Consider the following 16,836-nt stretch of genomic DNA (forward strand, 5'->3'; position numbering starts at 1 on the left):
TCCGCCTCCTGTCCGGGGCTTTTCCCTGATTTCCATTCATCGGCAGTACCCGCATATAGTACGTACCACTTCTTCGATCGTCATGTCGGAGCTGTCTACAAGTATGGCGTCATCTGCCTGTTTCAGGGGAGCGATCTTTCGTGTCATATCCCTTTCGTCCCTCTCCCGGATGTCGTGCTCAATGGACTTAAGGTCGCAGGGTTCTCCCTTTTCCTTAAGTTCTTCATACCGGCGTTTTGCCCGTGTCTTTACACTGGCTGTCAGGTAGATCTTTACATCTGCGTCAGGCAGGATATTTGTACCGATATCTCTCCCGTCCATGATGACATCCTGCTCTCTGGCCAGGGACCGCTGCAGCTCCAGAAGCTTCTGGCGCACCGCAGGAATGGCAGAGGTCCTGGACGCCATATTCCCAACCTCTTCTGTACGGAGCATGGAAGTAATATTTTCTCCGTTTAAATACACCTGCTGTACTCCATCCTCATAGCCGATAGTCACCTCCGCGTCTTCGCAGGCTTTAGCCACAGCCTGCCTGTCATCAGGATCGATCCCTTTTTTCAGAAAATGGATCGCGAGCCCACGGTACATTGCGCCTGTATCCACATAAATATATCCCTTTTCCTTTGCCACCAGCTTCGCGATCGTACTTTTCCCCGCGCCAGCCGGCCCGTCCACCGCTACGTTATAACCCATTGTGTCTCCTCTCAAATCTTTTTTAACAGAATTCAGTATACCCGGATATGTATCTTCATACAAGACTTTTATCCGGATATGATTACGTATGTGTTTTTACAGAAATCTGTCTGCGGTCTCATTGACAGATTTCTGCAGATCTTCCAGGAACCGACATGCCTCCATGCCGTCCATCTGTACGTGATGGAACTGAAATGAAATCTGCAGCCGGACCGCGTCACGATCCTCCCGGTATCTTCCCCATATCAGAAATGGATTGTTGAAAATCCCACTGTACATATTGACAACACCATCGATATCATATTTTACCAGAGCTGACGTGCCGATTATCATATGGTCTTTGATCTCACGATCCCGGCAGGTAAGGTTCACCTCCCGGGTCAGGGTACTGTAGTTTCGTCTGAATTCCTCCAGTTCCGGAGTGAAAGGGATGTCGCAGGAATTGATTCCGCCATTCTGGTTTAAAACGATCACACTGATACCAAGCCGGTCAAACTCGAACATCTTTTTTCCTGCAGAAAGCAGATAAAGTTCTTCTGTCCCGGAAGCCGCAAGCCCGATACAATAGCACATCAGCATATTCAGCTGATATCCTGAATGTTTAAGTTTTACCAGATTTGTAATATCCAACGTTTTAAATATCGTCACCATAGGCATGGGTGCGTCAATATATAACTTTCAGCTGGCGGCTCGCTTCGTTTTCAGCGGATCAATCTCTCTCATCCGTTCTCCTTTCTATGACGATCTGTCGTCTCTTCGGACTCATTTTTCCGGCACCCTCATCCGTCGTTAAAATCTCCAGGTGCGCTGATCCCTGCCAGATATCCCGTGGACCACGAAATCTCAAGGTTATATCCTCCGGTGACGGCATCCAGATCAACCACCTCACCAACAAAATACAGGCTTTTTATCAATTTTGACTCCATCGTCCCGGGATCGATCTCCCTGACCGAAACCCCTCCTCTGGTGATAATCGCCTCGTTATACCCGCGCAGGCCTGTCAGTGTCATCCTGAAATCTTTGATCAGCTTTACAAAAGCCATACGTTCTTCTTTGGTGATATCGTGGACTTTCTTTTCCTCCGGAATACCGGACAGCTCGATCATCACCGGCCGCAATTTTGCAGGAAACAGACTGTCCACCGCATTCTTGAACTGCCGGTTATGATTTGCCTCAAACTCTCGCAGGACTCTCTTATCCAACTGTTCTTCGTCAAGAGCCGGCTTCAGATCGATATGGAGAGTCAGGGGCTTTTCTTTCAGGTATCTCCCGGCAATACTGCTGGCACTTAAAATCACAGGCCCCGTTACTCCATAGTGAGTAAACAACATCTCACCGAACTCTTCGTACAGCTTCTTTTTCCCGTCTGTCACACGGATCTTTATATTTCTGAGAGACAGTCCCATCAGCTCTCTGGCGTACCATTCTTTCACTTCCATCGGGACCAGAGCCGGCGACAGTTCTGTTACATGATGTCCGCAGTCTCTGGCGAACCGATATCCGTCCCCTGTAGAGCCTGTAGAGGGATAGGAAAGTCCGCCTGTGGCCACGATCACCGCGTCAGCATTTACAATTTCCCCGGAACGCAGCCGGACACCCACTGCACGTTTTTCTTCTTCGATTTTCTCTGTCATCAGCTCTTTTACTTCCGTTTCAAGACGAATCTTAACGCCCAGTCTTCGCATCTCCCGGTCCAGTGCCCGGATCACATCAGACGAATGATCTGACGCGGGGAACACTCTCCCGCCCCGTTCTGTTTTTGTCTTCACTCCCAGTTCTTCAAAAAAATCTATGATCTGCCAGTTGGTAAATGTATAAAAGCTGCTGTACAGGAATTTAGGGTTGCTGACGACCGCCGCAAAATGATCCTCTGTATCTGCCGCGTTTGCCAGATTGCATCTGCCTTTCCCTGTGATAAAAAGTTTCTTTCCCAGCTTTTCATTTTTTTCAAAAAGAATCACTTTCTTCCCGCTGCGGGCAGCGGATATGGCTGCCATCATTCCGGCCGCTCCGCCTCCGATGACCGCGATCCGGCTCATTCTTCTGCCTCCGTAAAGGAAGCGTCCGCCGGGGACAGCTCATCTCTGCTGTAGACTTTATATTCTCCCCAGATCCTCTCCAGCATTTCCAGTGTGGACACCACTTCTTTCTGCTTTTTCATACACAGAGCTACCACCAGTGCATTGATCACGCTGAGAGGAGCGGTCAGAGAATCCACGATGGATGCCATATCGCTGCGGGCGATCAGATTACATGACGAATACAGATTAATAGGTGAATGGACGCTGTCTGTCAAAGTGATGACCTTTGCCTGCCGGTTGCTGGCGAATTCCAGCGCTTTCAAGGTCCGCATGGAATACCGCGGGAAGCTGATACCGATGATCACATCTTTCTCACTGATCCGTATGAGCTGTTCAAAAATCTCACTGGAACTTGCCGTGTCCACCACACTCACATTCTCACAGATCAGATTCAGATAATATCCTAAAAATGACGCAAGAGGCGCGCAGCTTCTGATCCCCACAACATAGATCCTCCTGGAAGAAAGGATCGTCTCAACGGCAAGATTAAAAGCTTTATGATCAATATCTGAAAGCGTCTGTTTAATCTTATCGATATCCGACTGGAGGACACTCTCAAGGATCTCGCTCTGGCTGATCCGTCCATAGGTTACCTCCATCCGCTGGATCGAGTTCAGTTTGGTCCTGACCAGTTCTTCCAAAGCTTTCTGAAAGCCCGGATACCCTTTATAGCCCAGCTGGATGGCAAACCGGACTACAGTGGATTCACTGACACCGACGGTCTCTCCCAGTCTGGCCGCTGTAAGGAAAACGGCTTTGTCATAATTTTCCCGGATATAATCTGCCAGCTTCCGCTGTCCCTTGCTCATCTTTTCATATTTTTCTTCGATCCGTAGGATCAATTCATTGGTCGTGGTTTCTGTTACTTCCATCTTTCTATCCCCTGCTTGATTTGGTTTCTCCTTTTTTGATTTATCAAACCGGACGGGTATAACGCTTCAGCCATTCTTTTTCTTCTGCGTCCAGGAAGGACTCGGTTTTTCTGTACACCTCAGAATGGTAGTCATTAAGCATTTTCTTCTCTTCTGCCGACATTTTCTCAGGAACGATCGCATCCAGATCAATGGGCACAAACGTGAGCGGTTCAAATCTCATAAACTGTCCATATTCGTTTTTCTCATCCGCACAGACCAGAAGCTCATTTTCCAGACGGATGCCATGAGAGCCCTCCAGATAAATCCCCGGCTCGTCCGTGATCACCATGTTCCGCTCCAGGACGGGGGCCGGCTGACTGCCTTCTTTCCATCGGAAACTGATCGGAGCTTCGTGGACGTTCGTCAGATATCCCACTCCGTGTCCTGTCCCATGATTAAAATTCACTTTTTCCTTCCAGAAGACCTCTCTCGCGATACAGTCCAGATTTGCTCCGCTGCATCCGTAAAGGAATCGTGTATTCATCAAACGGAGCATGGCCCGGGCCACTAAAGTAAAATCTTCCTTCTGCTTTTTCGGGACTTCTCCCAGCGCGAAGGTCCGGGTAATATCCGTGGAACCTTCCAGATAATGACCGCCGGTGTCCATCAGCAGAAAGCTTCCTGTATCGAGCGGCGCGTTACTTTCCTCGGAAGCGCTGTAATGAACGATGGCTCCATGTTCCGCAAAAGCGCTGATCGGCTCAAAACTGGCTTCCAGATACCCCTCCTGGGCCCGCCGGAAATCTTCCAGTTTCTGCGACACAGAGCGTTCCGAAAGCGCGCGGATTTCTCCGCTTTCCGCCTTCTTCTTCAGCCAGCGCATAAATCGGATGCCGGCTACAGCATCCTTGAGATGAGCGTTCTTTATATTTTTCACCTCAATGTGATTTTTGACGCATTTCATCCGGATCTCCGGATTTTCCTGTTCGATCATTCTGACTTCCCCTGGGATCTTCTGATACAGGCTGTAATTCACCCGCCCGGGATCCAGCAGGATCCTGCTGTCCTTTGGAAGATTTTCAACGGCTTTATAAATCTGTTCATAATCATGGATGAAAATATTGTTTTTGTCAAATTCTTTTTGAATCTCTTCCGAAAATTTTCTCCCATCCGCATAAATTTCTGCGTGATCTTTATACAGCAGCAGGTATGACAGAATAAGGGGACAGTAGGCCACATCGTTTCCTCTCACGTTCAGGAGCCATGCGATATCATCCAGGCTGGACAGAAGATGAATATCTGCCCCCTTCTCGTCCATAAACGCTCTGACGCGTTCCAGTTTGGATGCCGTGCTTTCTCCTGTATATCTTTTGGCAAGAAGAAATGCCTTTTCAGCAGGAAGCGCCGGGCGAACCTTCCAGATCCTTCCTACAAGATCTGTCTGGAAGTGGACAGTTCCTGCTTTTTCTATCGCGATCTCTTCATATATTTTTCCTTCGGAAACGCCCATTGTCCTGCCATCGAAGCCGATCGTTCCTCCGGCGGGGAGTTCTTTTCTTAAAAACTGTTCGATAGTATCACAGTCCGGCTCACCTGATTTGCAGAGTGTGATGCCTGTTCCTGTCAGCTCCTGTTCTGCCTGTATGAAATACCGCCCGTCTGTCCAAAGCGCTGCCTTATCTTTCGTGAACACTGCTGTCCCCGCAGATCCGGTAAACCCTGTCATATGCTGACGGGCCTTAAAATATTCCCCTACATATTCACTGGAATGAGCGTCGGTTGACGGAATGATATAAATGTCAATCTTCTGCCGGTTCATTTCTGCGCGCAGGCCTCCGATACGTTCTCTGATCTTCATCTGTGTTCCTCCCTGACTGTCATTCTTATCTGGCAGACTGTTTTGATAAAACTGCCCAAAACAACACCGTCCCGGTCCCGGAGGGTATTTCTCCTCCGGGGCCGGGATGCGGTCATAGCCCTGACTGGCGCTATTTCATCTGACGGCGGCGATTATACCGGATACGCGCCATTTTCTGTGTCAGCCACAGTCTCGTCAATCTTTGTCTGCTGTGCCTGTCTGTATTTAAAGAAATCAACGGCAACCTGCGGGAAGAGCGCGTATGTCAGCACGTCTTCATCCTGCTGGATCCACTGCCCGCACTCATTGCGGAGCGTATCCAGTTCATTGGGGATCAGATCCGCCGGACGGCAGGTAATAATCTCCGCGTCCTCTCCAAGGATCTTTTTCTGAAGATCCGGATTCACAGGTTTTACCGTAGCTCCATATTTTCCTGCCAGGATATCCTTTGTCTCCTGAGTAGCCACTTTATAGCGCTCACCCATCAGTACATTGAGGACCGCCTGTGTTCCCACGATCTGTGAGGAAGGTGTTACCAGCGGCGGCTCTCCAAGGTCTTTCCGCACCCGTGGCACTTCTTCCAGCACTTCATAGAATTTATCTTCCGCCCCCTGCTCTTTCAGCTGAGACGTCAGGTTCGAAAGCATTCCTCCCGGTACCTGATAGAGGAGAGTCTTAATGTTAACTCCAAGATTGGTCGGATTTAACAGGCCGCTCTTAAGGGCTTCGTCTTTGATCGGACGGAAATAGTCGGCAATCTCTGCAAGCAGATTCTGATCCAGTCCGGTGTCGTACGGCGTTCCCCTGAAAGTTTCCACCATAACTTCTGTCGCCGGCTGGGATGTCCCGAGGGCGAAGGGAGAGATGGCGGTATCGATGATATCCGCACCAGCCTCCACGGATTTCAGATATGTCATGGCCGCCACACCGGATGTATAGTGTGTATGCATTTCAATCGGTATCTCCACCGCTTCTTTCAGTGCAGTGACAAGTTCTGTTGCCTGATAGGGGCAGAGCAGACCTGCCATATCCTTTACACAGATTGAATTTGCGCCCATATCCTCGATTCTCTTCGCAAGGTCCACCCAGTAGTCCAGCGTATATGCGTCACCCAGTGTATAGGACATGGCCACCTGCGCATGTGCTTTTTCTTTGTTTGCCGCTGTGACAGCTGTCTGAAGATTGCGGATATCATTGAGACAGTCGAAAATACGGATAATATCGATCCCGTTCGCCGCAGACTTCTGTACAAAATATTCCACCACATCGTCCGCGTATGGACGGTATCCGAGAATATTCTGTCCTCGGAACAGCATCTGCAGTTTCGTATTTTTGAATCCGTCACGGAACTTCCGGAGCCTCTCCCATGGGTCCTCTTTGAGAAAACGCAGAGACGCGTCAAAAGTAGCTCCTCCCCAGCACTCTACGGCATGGTAACCGACTTTATCCATTTTCTCAATAATGGGAAGCATTTGTTCTGTTGTCATTCTGGTAGCGATCAGAGACTGATGCGCGTCACGCAGAATGGTCTCTACTATTTTTACCGGTTTCTTTTCTATTTCTGCCATTTATTTGTCCTCCATATATTACTTAACGCCAAAGATCGCCATAAACGTTCCGGCCACCACCGCGGTACCAATGACACCCGCTACGTTCGGGCCCATTGCGTGCATCAAAAGGAAGTTCGTCGGATCAGCCTCAGAACCCACCTTCTGGGATACACGAGCTGCCATCGGGACAGCGGATACACCGGCGGAACCGATGAGCGGATTCACTTTTCCTTTCGTCACCCAGCACATAAGTTTACCGAACAGGACTCCGGCAGCTGTGCCGAACGCAAACGCGATCAGACCGAGGATAACGATCTTGATCGTATCCATATTCAGGAAAGCCTCCGCGCTTGTAGTTGCTCCCACAGATGTACCCAGCAGGATAACTACGATATACATAAGTGCATTGGAAGCCGTTTCCGTGAGCTGCCTTACCACTCCGGACTCCCGGAACAGATTGCCGAGCATCAGCATACCGACCAGCGGTGCCGTTGTCGGAAGGATCACGCAGACAACAATGGTGACAATGATCGGGAAGAGAATTCTTTCCAGTTTTGACACCGGACGGAGCTGTTCCATTTTGATCTTACGTTCCTTTTCCGTTGTAAGGAGTTTCATGATCGGCGGCTGAATGATCGGCACCAGTGACATATACGAATATGCGGCCACCGCGATCGGTCCCAGGATCGCCGTTTGCTGCAGCTTTCCGGCAAGGAAGATGGATGTCGGTCCGTCAGCGCCTCCGATAATAGAAATAGCTGCCGCTGCCTTGTCCGAGAATCCCATTGCCATTGCGCCCAGATATGCGGCAAAAATACCGAACTGTGCCGCCGCTCCAAGCAGAAAGCTCTTCGGATTCGCAATCAGAGGGCCAAAGTCTGTCATCGCTCCCACTCCAAGGAAAATCAGAGAGGGAAGGATAGACCATTCATCAAGTACATAGAAATAATACAGCAGTCCGCCTGTCCCGTTAGACGCGTCTTCCGGATGGATCATAATATCCGGATAAATATTGACAAGCAGCATGCCGAAAGCGATCGGGACAAGCAAGAGCGGCTCGAAGCCGTGTCTTATTGCCAGATAGAGAAAAATGCAGGCCACACCGATCATGATCAGGTTTCCCACTGTCAGGTTCATAAAAGCAGTCTGCTCTATGAGATTCCCCATCGTATTTGAAATATATTCCATTTGTCAAACCTCCTGGTCCAGTAAACTAATTTAACGTAGCCAGTACTGCTCCTGCCTCAACAGCATCGCCCACTGCCACATCAATGCTGGCGATCGTTCCTGCCTCAGGGGCCACAACGGGGATCTCCATTTTCATTGCCTCAATGACGACAACCGGATCTCCGGGCTCTACACTCTGTCCAACCGTTGTAGGGATCTGGAATACTTTTCCCGCAGCGCCTGCTTTTACCTGGATCTTGCCGGCGCCCACTGCCTTCGGCGCCGCCGCAGGTGCCGGAGCGGGAGCAGCCTTGGGAGCAGCCGGTCTTGCCGCCGGTGCCGGTGCCGCGCCGGCGCCTTTTTCTTCTACCGTTACATCATAAACATTTCCATTTACTGTGATCGTATAATTTTTCATTTTTGACCCTCCTGATTAATTCCATTTATTTGATCTTCTTCTTTTGATCGAACGAACGACAAAACTGTCCGCCGATGTACCTTCCGCCGCAGCTACAGCCGCCGCTATCACGGCCGCAAGCTCTGTATCATCTGTCTCATCTGTAACTGCCGCCGTTTCCAAAGCAGTAGCGTTTTCATCAGCAGCCGCTTCCTCAAGCGGATTTTTCCGGAGCTTCTTTTCAAGGACCGGTATCCATTTAAGCAGCGATATAATAAATGAGATAAAGATCAGTACGACAAACACGGTTCCCATACAGATGATCGTATTGAGTGCCGCTTTCTGCAGGATCTCGCCGGTTGAATATCGAGCGGCTACTGTCATGCTCTCCATATCGCCTTTTTCATCAAATACAAATTCGATGGTTCCGTCTCTGTCTTCAAAATCTGCGTTCGCTGTCAGCGTTGCGCTGTCACCCGTCGTTTCCATCTTATAGTCTTCCAGACCGACAAAAGCGCCGCATTCATCCTCTCCCGCTTTCCATGCGTCGATCATGCTCAGGAAGTTCTCTCCTGAAACCGGAATACCCGTGTTGAGCATATATATATCGAGCTCGAGATCAGACATTTCCGTAAAATAATCAAAATTTTCATCTTCCATCGCGCTGAAGCTCTGAATGATCGTGTCAGCGTACAGTTCAAGCTCTGTCTGATCATATTCTGTTGTGTCGGACTTGCTGCACCCCGTAAATCCAAGGACAAGGATGAGGGCAAGTCCCAATAAACTGATTTTCTTCTTCACTTCGCCTCACCTCACTAAACCGTACCGTGTTTCTTATCCGGCCGGTCCTCTCTTTTAGTGAACAGCATCTCAAAAGCGCCGATCACATATTTTCTTGTATCAGACGGCTCGATAATGGCATCCACATATCCCCTTGCAGCCGCTGACTGCGGGCTGGACTGCAGCTTTTCATACTCGGCTGCTTTCTCTTTCAGTGTATCCGCGTCCGCGTCCGCGTACATGATCTTTGCCGCCAGACAGGAATCCATCATCCCGATCTGAGCCTGAGGCCAGGCGTACACCATATCCGCTCCGATGGATTTGCTGTTCATTGCCACATAGGCGCTTCCGTAAGCTTTTCCAATAATAACATTTACTTTCGGAACTGTGGCGTTTGCGAAGGTATATGTCATCCGTGCCGCTGCTCTCGCCATATTTTTCTCAGACTCCACAGTAGCCGCGAATCCGGCAACATTCGTCATCGTCAGCACCGGAATGGAAAACGCGTCACAGAAATTCACGAAATCGATAGCTTTCTTACATCCGTCTACTGTAAGGGCGCAGTCGTAAGATTCTTCTACTGTTCCATCCGCGCCATACATTTTTGTACGGTTTGCCACAGCGCCCACTGTCATACCGTTGAGACGGATAAATCCGGTCACCATCTCCCGGGCATAGTCTTTCTTTAACTCAAAGAAAATCTGGTCGTCCGCGATCTGGGACAGGGCAATGGCAGCATCTTCTGCCGCGTCCGCGATTCCCGCACATACACGGTTCAGGTCATCTGTACACTCCTCGTAGGAGAGATCATCTTCATAATTTGCAGGGATCATACACACAAGCGAACGGATCTGTCCCAGGATCTCAGCCTCTGATCCGATCCCGTCCACAAGTCCTGCTGTAGCGCTCTGATACTGGGCGCTGGAAGTATCGCATCTGGAGATCTCATTACCTGCCAGTGCGTTTGGAGAATTTACGAAAAGTTTTCCTTCTTTTTCCTCCATAAAAGTAAAATCGGCCAGTCCCGGAACTACTGCAAGGCCGCCTCCGCACATGCCGAAAATAGCCGCGATCTGTGGCACCACTCCGGAAGCCATCGTCTGTTTGTAATACAGACTGCCAAACGCCTCCAGAGCGTCTGTCGCTTCCTGAAGCCTCAGACCCGCGCAGTCGATCAGTCCGATCACCGGCGCGCCCATCTTCATGGCCATGTCATAGATGTTCGCGATCTTCTTCGCGTGCATCTCTCCGATTGCCCCATTGAGAACTTCGGCATCCTGGCTGTATACATATACAAGGTTGCCGTCGATCACTCCGTATCCGGTAATAACACCGTCGGACGGAGTCTCTTTTTCCTGCATGTTGAAATCCGTACTTCTGGCAGTAACAGCACCGCCGATCTCAACAAAGCTGCCCTCATCAAGCAATGTGGCAATTCGTCTGCTTGCTGAGTTTCCTGTTGCATTGTAGCTCATATCCTAGCCCTCCATATTTAAAAATTTGTTGGAATTAAACAAAAATTTCTGCCAATTATAGTATAAACCAGTAATTTCAGAATTTCAATTCTAAAATATTTATAAATTACCTGGGTTACTGTCAAGTAATCGTTGGCAACTTCCTTTTCGATTTATCTTTTTTGTTCAAACAGTCCTTTTTCTGGTTTCTAATATCCAGCCATGTACAGCAGTCGCTTTCTCTCTCCCTGTATCTTTCCATCCAATCCAACTACATGTCCTACTGCTGGATATTGATAGCCCTTTCCGTCTTTCTTTGGTGCCTTCGCTGACATCAGGATCTCGCCGTATAACTCTTCTACTTTTTCTTCTTCAAATACCGGTTTTCTCAGACCTTCTGTCACTTCATGCAGCTTTCCGCTGCATTTTTTGGCCAGGATCTTCGCCAGATGGTTCCCGCCTTGCCGGCTCCAACTTCTGTGCCCGTGTTTCATCCGTTTCGCGATCACACTCCACACATGATTTTCCATTGTCCCCATGTTCCGGTATTCCAGCCCCTCCGGCGGATCTGGCAGCTCCAGATCCTGGGATTGGTAAGGCACAAGCCCTTCACGGTTGTTCTCATAATAACGGATCAGGTCTTCTACATCTTCAATCTCAGCTTCATCACTCAGGCTATTCCGATAGTTCTCCAGATACCGGAATACTTCTTCGATCTCTTCTTCTTTTATCAGTTCTAAAACAGCATCCCTCGCAGCCGGTTCATGAATTTTTTCTTTCACAGCTTTGTTCCGGTGAAACGGGTCTAACTGAAAACAGGTGCTTTTATCTTTCACTTTCTTGATCCAGGACGCTCCGTCCGCATTTAAGATCCTCTGGTCTACCTCATCCAGGTTAAACTCCTGTGCGATTGCCGCCTCCCGGTATTCCTGGAACTCTTTTGCTTTGGCAAATCCGGCAACTACCACTTTATTTTCCAGCGCATAACGATCCGGACCGGTTTTCCGCCACCCGGCATAAGCAATCCCGATCTTGATCTCTGATTTATCCTGTTTTTCCTCTTTTCTGTCCTTTCCCTGCAGTTTGATATAAACTCCGTCTGCTTCTTCAAACAGAACAGGAACCTCTCGTTTCCCTTTCACATGGCCTTTCTTATATGCTTCTGTCAACTCAGCTTCGTCCTCGCAGACCTTTTTCCCTAACGCCTGGATGACGTTCCATACCCCCATCGCACTGATGGTCTGTCCTGTCATTTCACTGACCTGTAAGGCGCACTCCCTGTAAGACAGTTCTGTGATCCCTTTTACCAGCAGTTCCGCCATGTTCGTTGAGATCAAGCCTACTTGATCCAACTCCAGTGTCTCGTCCAGCAGATATACAAAACGTCTGGTCCCGTCTTCTTCGGTCACTTCATAAACGGTCCTCTGATAGGTTACTTCCCCATACACGGTTTTTACGGTTGTCTGTCTGGCACCTTTATTTCTGTATTTCTTCTTGTCCCTGCCCTCCATCAGCATCCTGTCATACCGCTCCAGGAACTCTTTTGTGAACTCTCTTCCGATCTGGCAGATCCATGCATAAATATTTTTCTCCAACTCCTTGAATGTTACGCCGTTTTCCTTTATCATTAAACTCATCATACAGACTCCTTATGTTTTTTTTCGTCAATTAAACAATAAGATAAATCTGTATGATTGGGAAGAGGTTTCGATCTCTTCCCTTTATTTTTGCCAATGATAATTATACTCTAAGATTACCTGGATTTTTTCTGCTTTTCCAGACTGTGGCAAGAATATCTTTCAGGACCAGCATCGAATTCAGTTCATTATAACCATATTTCTTCTCCAGATCGATCAGAAGCCGGAGCAGTTTTTCTGCGTAATAAGATATATCTACCTCACTCTGATATTGTGCAAGAATGGGATATTTCCTGCTCCACGCCTTTGTCCAGTCAATTTTGGATGTCAGTTCCTCGCTGGTCTTCTCAATGATTTCCTGTATTTCCTGTACATCCATATCAAATTCGATCAGCTCGTCCAACGACAGGCCATACAGAACTGCCAGTCGTTTCGCCTGGCGGATATCCGGAATTGTTTCGTCCGTCTCCCATTTTGAGATGGTCTGTCGGGTCACGCCTAACTTTTCTGCGACCTCTTCCTGCGAAAGCCCTTTTTTCTTACGGGCCTGATATAAATTGTTGCCTAAATTCATTGTGATTCCTCCTCATTTTCCGGTATGTTAAAATCTGTCATAAAAATCAGTTGCCCGCTTATTATAAAAGTTCTGCAGCAAGAATACTACCAATCATAGTTTTCACTTCCGCACGTTTTATTGACATATATAAAAACAGCATTGACCACAACGATCAATGCCTTGAACCATTTGGAAGTCTTTCCCTGAAATTTCATCTTTCCCTCTTCCCCGGCTTTTCTGACAGATCTGATGTTGCAGATGGCTTTTGGTTTCTATCTTGCTTCCCAAATGTACAAAAAGGAGAGTGCCACCAAATTTTTCGGCGGCCCCTCTCCTGTCCCTGCTCGGATCTTATTTCCGGTTACGGTACTGTACAGGCGTGATATTATACATTTTTTTAAACACCCTGTTAAAATGTTCCACGTTCTGATATCCTACAGACTCCGCAATGCTTTCCACTGTGGCGGTACTGCTCTTCAACATGGCCCTTGCCTTCTTCATCCGGATTTTTTTCAGGATGTCTCCGAAAGTCATCCCCGACTTCTCTTTTATGTATTTCGAGAGGTACGGTTTGGAGAGAAAGAATTTTTCTGAAAGAGAATCCAGCGTCACGTCTTTATAATTGGCGTAGATATAATTGGTGATCTCCAGAAGCCGTTCATCCTTTCCTGCCTGTGAATGAGCGATCTCATCGATCTTGTTGACCGCTACTACCAGAGCCTCGATGGATGCCTTGATGATGTCGGCGTCGATCCCCACGCCCCAGTAGCGTTTCTTATTGCAGACAACGCCCACATAGGCAACCGCTCTGGAGGAAGATCCTTTGGTCAGAGAATGTTCCTCATAGAAAGCCAGTTCATAGCTCACGTCAAAGTAATGCTTGATGGCATTGCTCACTGCGTCCAGGCGGCCATTTCCGACCCCCATGATATTGCGGTTATTCCCGTTATGATGGATGGTTGCCTCCGCGATGATCCCGTCCTCCTGTTTGAAATGACATTCATCAACAGTAAATACCGGCTTCCGGTTGATATAATTGTCTTCGAAAATATGATATACCCAATCCGGACTGAGCTCTTTGTGCGCTTTGTCTGACACGTCCTTGACGAGATATCCTACCTCTTCCTTCATCTTCTCCGGCAGACTGATACCAAAGCTCTGCTTCAGGATATAGTTCACGCCGCCCTTTCCGGACTGGCTGTTGATCCGGATAACATCGGAATCGTATCTGCGTCCCACATCCTGGGGATCGATAGGAAGGTATGGTACTGTCCACTTGTCGCAGTTGTGCTCTTCTCTCCATGCCATTCCCTTCGCGATAGCATCCTGGTGGGAACCGGAGAAAGCAGTGAATACAAGTTCTCCCGCATAGGGCTGGCGGGGAGATACTTTCATGCGTGTCACCCGTTCATATACTTCGCAGATATCACTCATATCAGAAAAATCGAGCATCGGGTCAACGCCCTGCGAGAACATGTTCATCGCCAGAGTAATGATGTCCACGTTTCCGGTCCGTTCCCCGTTTCCGAAGAGAGTGCCCTCAATCCGGTCCGCTCCCGCAAGGATCCCCATCTCTGCGTCACTGACACCGGATCCCCGGTCATTATGAGGATGGAGTGACAGAATTACATTGTCTCGGTAAAGGAGATGCTTGTTAAAATATTCCACCTGGCTTGCAAAAACATGAGGCATGGCGTTTTCTACCGTGGTCGGAAGATTGATGACCGCCTTGTTTTTCTTCGTCGGCTTCCATACTTCCAGAACCGCGTTGCAGACTTCCAGGGCATAATCCACTTCGGTTCCCTGGAAACTTTCCGGACTGTACTCAAAAGTAAAGTTTCCGGAAGTTTCTTTGGCCAGACGTTTTAAGAGCTTTGCCCCGTCCACGGCGATCTTTTTAATTTCTTCTTTGTCCTTTTTAAATACCTGCTCTCTCTGAGCCACAGACGTGGAATTGTATACATGTATAATTGCGTGCGGAGCTCCTTTCACAGCTTCAAATGTCCGTTTGATGATATGTTCCCTCGCCTGTGTCAAAACCTGGATCGTCACATCATCCGGGATCATATTCTGTTCGATCAATGTCCGCAAAAACTGATACTCTGTCTCTGACGCAGCCGGGAACCCGACTTCGATCACCTTAAATCCCACATCCACCAGGAGCTGGAAGAACTCCAGTTTTTCATCCAGGCTCATGGGTTCGATCAATGCCTGATTTCCATCCCGCAGATCCACGCTGCACCAGACGGGCGCTTTGTCGATGGCGTCCTTCTTCACCCAGTCATAGCATGGCTCGGGAGGCATAAAATAAGTCTTTTGATATTTCTTCCAGTTTTCCATAATTGTACGTCTCCTTATAATTAATCAATTTGATTGTTTTATTTTATTCTCACCTATACTATCACAGGTATCAGAAATACACCAGTGGCAAAATTAATCATTTATATTGATCTATTTTAATCTATCTTATTTTATTATGACGCATTAATGAAAGAAAAACCGGCCTGCTGTATAAGAAATACAGTCATAAAAAGTTCTTTCTCCCACAGTCTTGCCGGACAGAACCGGATATTCTGCCAGTATTTTCCCTCCCACGCTATATGTTACTTTCCCCAGTTCCTCCCCCTTTTCCAAAGGTGCCTTCACGGTTTTTGGCACCTGCCATTCAACCTCCACTTCTTCCCCTTTCTTCAGCAGGACACTCCGGGTACCTCCTTCTGCGGTAACGGTGATTTCTTCCGGACCCTTCCCGGGAAACCCGCCGGAATATCCGTTTTCCACTGCCACAGATATCCCTTCCATATCCGGACCGATCTCCTGATAGAAATAATTCTCGATCCCGTAAGTCATCAGTTTTCGTGTATCTGACCATTTATACCCCTTATTGTTGGGCCATCCACAGGCCAGAAGCGCCACGATAAAAGTACGGCTGTCTCTTTTGAGAGCCCCCACATAACAATATCCGGCATCCGCTGTAAAACCGGTCTTTCCCGTGAGAGCGCCCTCCATCATCTTCAGAAATGTATTGTGGTTATTACAGGTATATGACCCGACGCCGTCACAATCAGAGAATGTATACGATCCGGTTCTTGTAATCTCCAGAAATTCCTCTTTCTTATCTGACGACATGATGCAGTATCGCATGATCTGAGCCAGGTCCCCGGCCGTCGTATGATGGATGCCGTTTTCATCTTCCGCATCCAGCCCGTTTGGAGTAATAAAATATGTAGAGGAGCATTTCAGCTCTTTTGCCTTCTGGTTCATCAGCCCGGAAAAGCCTTTTACACTGCCACCGATATGCTCCGCAATGGCAACAGCAGAGTCATTGTGCGATTCCAGCATCAGAGAGTAAAGAAGATCTTTCAGATAAAATTTTTGACCTGTCCTCATCCCAAGACTGACATCGGGCTGAGAGGCCGCTGTTTCACTTACCTCAACCTGGTCTGACAGATTTCCCAGTTCCAGTGCCAGGATACAGGTCATGATCTTCGTCGTACTGGCCATAGGCGCCTCATCCTGTCCGTTTTTCGCAAATAAAATACGCCCTGATTCCGCGTCCATAAGGACCGCTGACCGGGCGTACAGTTCGGATGGCTTTATCTCTGTGCTGTCTGCTTCTGCCGCAGTTTCCTCACTTAAGATCTGCTCCTTGGCTCTCACCGCAGGCGGCATGGAAAACAGTCCTGCCAGGCAAGCCGCGGAACAGAGAAGCGCAAGTACTCTCTTCCTCCATTTCATTCTTAAATCTGTCATTTTGCAGATCATCCCCTGCGTTTTTTGTCTCCTTCTTACTATATGCCTGTAAGCGC

At 48.4% G+C, this 16,836-nt stretch carries 14 protein-coding genes; all 14 read right to left on the bottom strand.

The genetic code is table 11. The annotated features are described in order from the left end of the window. Positions 1-36: 36 nt before the first annotated feature. Positions 37-693: a (d)CMP kinase gene (cmk, locus tag BQ7367_RS12065; RefSeq protein WP_072525661.1), complete on the bottom strand. Its 657-nt coding sequence runs from the start codon at positions 691-693 to the stop codon at positions 37-39. Positions 694-789: 96 nt separating this feature from the next. Continuing rightward, positions 790-1,362 (bottom strand): CatA-like O-acetyltransferase, family 2, encoded by a 573-nt coding sequence (locus tag BQ7367_RS12070; RefSeq protein ID WP_235837622.1) that lies wholly within the window; start codon positions 1,360-1,362, stop codon positions 790-792. 110 nt (positions 1,363-1,472) lie between these two features. Beyond that, positions 1,473-2,732: a BaiN/RdsA family NAD(P)/FAD-dependent oxidoreductase gene (locus BQ7367_RS12075; RefSeq protein WP_072525662.1), complete on the bottom strand. Its 1,260-nt coding sequence runs from the start codon at positions 2,730-2,732 to the stop codon at positions 1,473-1,475. Further along, a complete protein-coding gene (locus BQ7367_RS12080) occupies positions 2,729-3,646 on the bottom strand; it encodes a MurR/RpiR family transcriptional regulator (protein WP_072525663.1) in 918 nt (305 codons plus the stop codon). The genes BQ7367_RS12075 and BQ7367_RS12080 overlap by 4 nt, the downstream gene beginning before the upstream one ends. Before the next feature lie 43 nt (positions 3,647-3,689). Then, positions 3,690-5,486 (bottom strand): aminopeptidase P family protein, encoded by a 1,797-nt coding sequence (locus tag BQ7367_RS12085; protein ID WP_072525664.1) that lies wholly within the window; start codon positions 5,484-5,486, stop codon positions 3,690-3,692. Positions 5,487-5,638: 152 nt separating this feature from the next. After that, positions 5,639-7,054 (bottom strand): oxaloacetate decarboxylase subunit alpha, encoded by a 1,416-nt coding sequence (locus BQ7367_RS12090; protein ID WP_072525665.1) that lies wholly within the window; start codon positions 7,052-7,054, stop codon positions 5,639-5,641. A gap of 18 nt (positions 7,055-7,072) precedes the next feature. Then, on the bottom strand, positions 7,073-8,224 hold the full coding sequence (locus tag BQ7367_RS12095) for a sodium ion-translocating decarboxylase subunit beta (protein WP_072525666.1): 1,152 nt from the start codon (positions 8,222-8,224) through the stop codon (positions 7,073-7,075). A 25-nt stretch (positions 8,225-8,249) separates the two neighbouring features. Beyond that, complete coding sequence (locus tag BQ7367_RS12100) at positions 8,250-8,621, bottom strand: biotin/lipoyl-containing protein (protein ID WP_072525667.1); 372 nt, start codon at positions 8,619-8,621, stop codon at positions 8,250-8,252. Positions 8,622-8,636: 15 nt separating this feature from the next. Further along, positions 8,637-9,401 (bottom strand): OadG family transporter subunit, encoded by a 765-nt coding sequence (locus tag BQ7367_RS12105; protein WP_072525668.1) that lies wholly within the window; start codon positions 9,399-9,401, stop codon positions 8,637-8,639. 14 nt (positions 9,402-9,415) lie between these two features. Then, positions 9,416-10,855 (bottom strand): acyl-CoA carboxylase subunit beta, encoded by a 1,440-nt coding sequence (locus BQ7367_RS12110; protein WP_072525669.1) that lies wholly within the window; start codon positions 10,853-10,855, stop codon positions 9,416-9,418. A gap of 188 nt (positions 10,856-11,043) precedes the next feature. Further along, positions 11,044-12,471, bottom strand: coding sequence for an ISLre2 family transposase (locus tag BQ7367_RS12115; protein ID WP_200786773.1), 1,428 nt, complete (start codon positions 12,469-12,471; stop codon positions 11,044-11,046). A gap of 103 nt (positions 12,472-12,574) precedes the next feature. Continuing rightward, positions 12,575-13,045 carry a helix-turn-helix transcriptional regulator gene (locus BQ7367_RS12120; protein ID WP_072525670.1) on the bottom strand — a complete coding sequence of 157 codons (471 nt, stop codon included), beginning with the start codon at positions 13,043-13,045 and terminating at the stop codon, positions 12,575-12,577. A gap of 333 nt (positions 13,046-13,378) precedes the next feature. Further along, a complete protein-coding gene (locus tag BQ7367_RS12125) occupies positions 13,379-15,367 on the bottom strand; it encodes a 2-isopropylmalate synthase (protein ID WP_072525671.1) in 1,989 nt (662 codons plus the stop codon). Positions 15,368-15,511: 144 nt separating this feature from the next. Further along, entirely contained in the window at positions 15,512-16,780 is a 1,269-nt protein-coding gene (locus BQ7367_RS12130) for a D-alanyl-D-alanine carboxypeptidase family protein (RefSeq protein WP_083588978.1), read from the bottom strand. Positions 16,781-16,836 lie beyond the last annotated feature (56 nt).

The sequence above is a fragment of the Clostridium sp. Marseille-P3244 genome, assembly GCF_900120155.1.
In the GTDB taxonomy this organism is placed as follows: domain Bacteria; phylum Bacillota; class Clostridia; order Lachnospirales; family Lachnospiraceae; genus Mediterraneibacter.

Excerpts from the sequence above, each read along its gene's own strand:
- cmk (WP_072525661.1), bottom strand. The coding sequence starts at position 693 with ATGGGTTATAACGTAGCGGTGGACGGGCCGGCTGGCGCGGGGAAAAGT.
- BQ7367_RS12075 (WP_072525662.1), bottom strand. The coding sequence starts at position 2,732 with ATGAGCCGGATCGCGGTCATCGGAGGCGGAGCGGCCGGAATGATGGCA.
- BQ7367_RS12080 (WP_072525663.1), bottom strand. The coding sequence starts at position 3,646 with ATGGAAGTAACAGAAACCACGACCAATGAATTGATCCTACGGATCGAA.
- BQ7367_RS12085 (WP_072525664.1), bottom strand. The coding sequence starts at position 5,486 with ATGAAGATCAGAGAACGTATCGGAGGCCTGCGCGCAGAAATGAACCGG.
- BQ7367_RS12090 (WP_072525665.1), bottom strand. The coding sequence starts at position 7,054 with ATGGCAGAAATAGAAAAGAAACCGGTAAAAATAGTAGAGACCATTCTG.
- BQ7367_RS12095 (WP_072525666.1), bottom strand. The coding sequence starts at position 8,224 with ATGGAATATATTTCAAATACGATGGGGAATCTCATAGAGCAGACTGCT.
- BQ7367_RS12100 (WP_072525667.1), bottom strand. The coding sequence starts at position 8,621 with ATGAAAAATTATACGATCACAGTAAATGGAAATGTTTATGATGTAACG.
- BQ7367_RS12110 (WP_072525669.1), bottom strand. The coding sequence starts at position 10,855 with ATGAGCTACAATGCAACAGGAAACTCAGCAAGCAGACGAATTGCCACA.
- BQ7367_RS12115 (WP_200786773.1), bottom strand. The coding sequence starts at position 12,471 with ATGAGTTTAATGATAAAGGAAAACGGCGTAACATTCAAGGAGTTGGAG.
- BQ7367_RS12120 (WP_072525670.1), bottom strand. The coding sequence starts at position 13,045 with ATGAATTTAGGCAACAATTTATATCAGGCCCGTAAGAAAAAAGGGCTT.
- BQ7367_RS12125 (WP_072525671.1), bottom strand. The coding sequence starts at position 15,367 with ATGGAAAACTGGAAGAAATATCAAAAGACTTATTTTATGCCTCCCGAG.
- BQ7367_RS12130 (WP_083588978.1), bottom strand. The coding sequence starts at position 16,780 with ATGACAGATTTAAGAATGAAATGGAGGAAGAGAGTACTTGCGCTTCTC.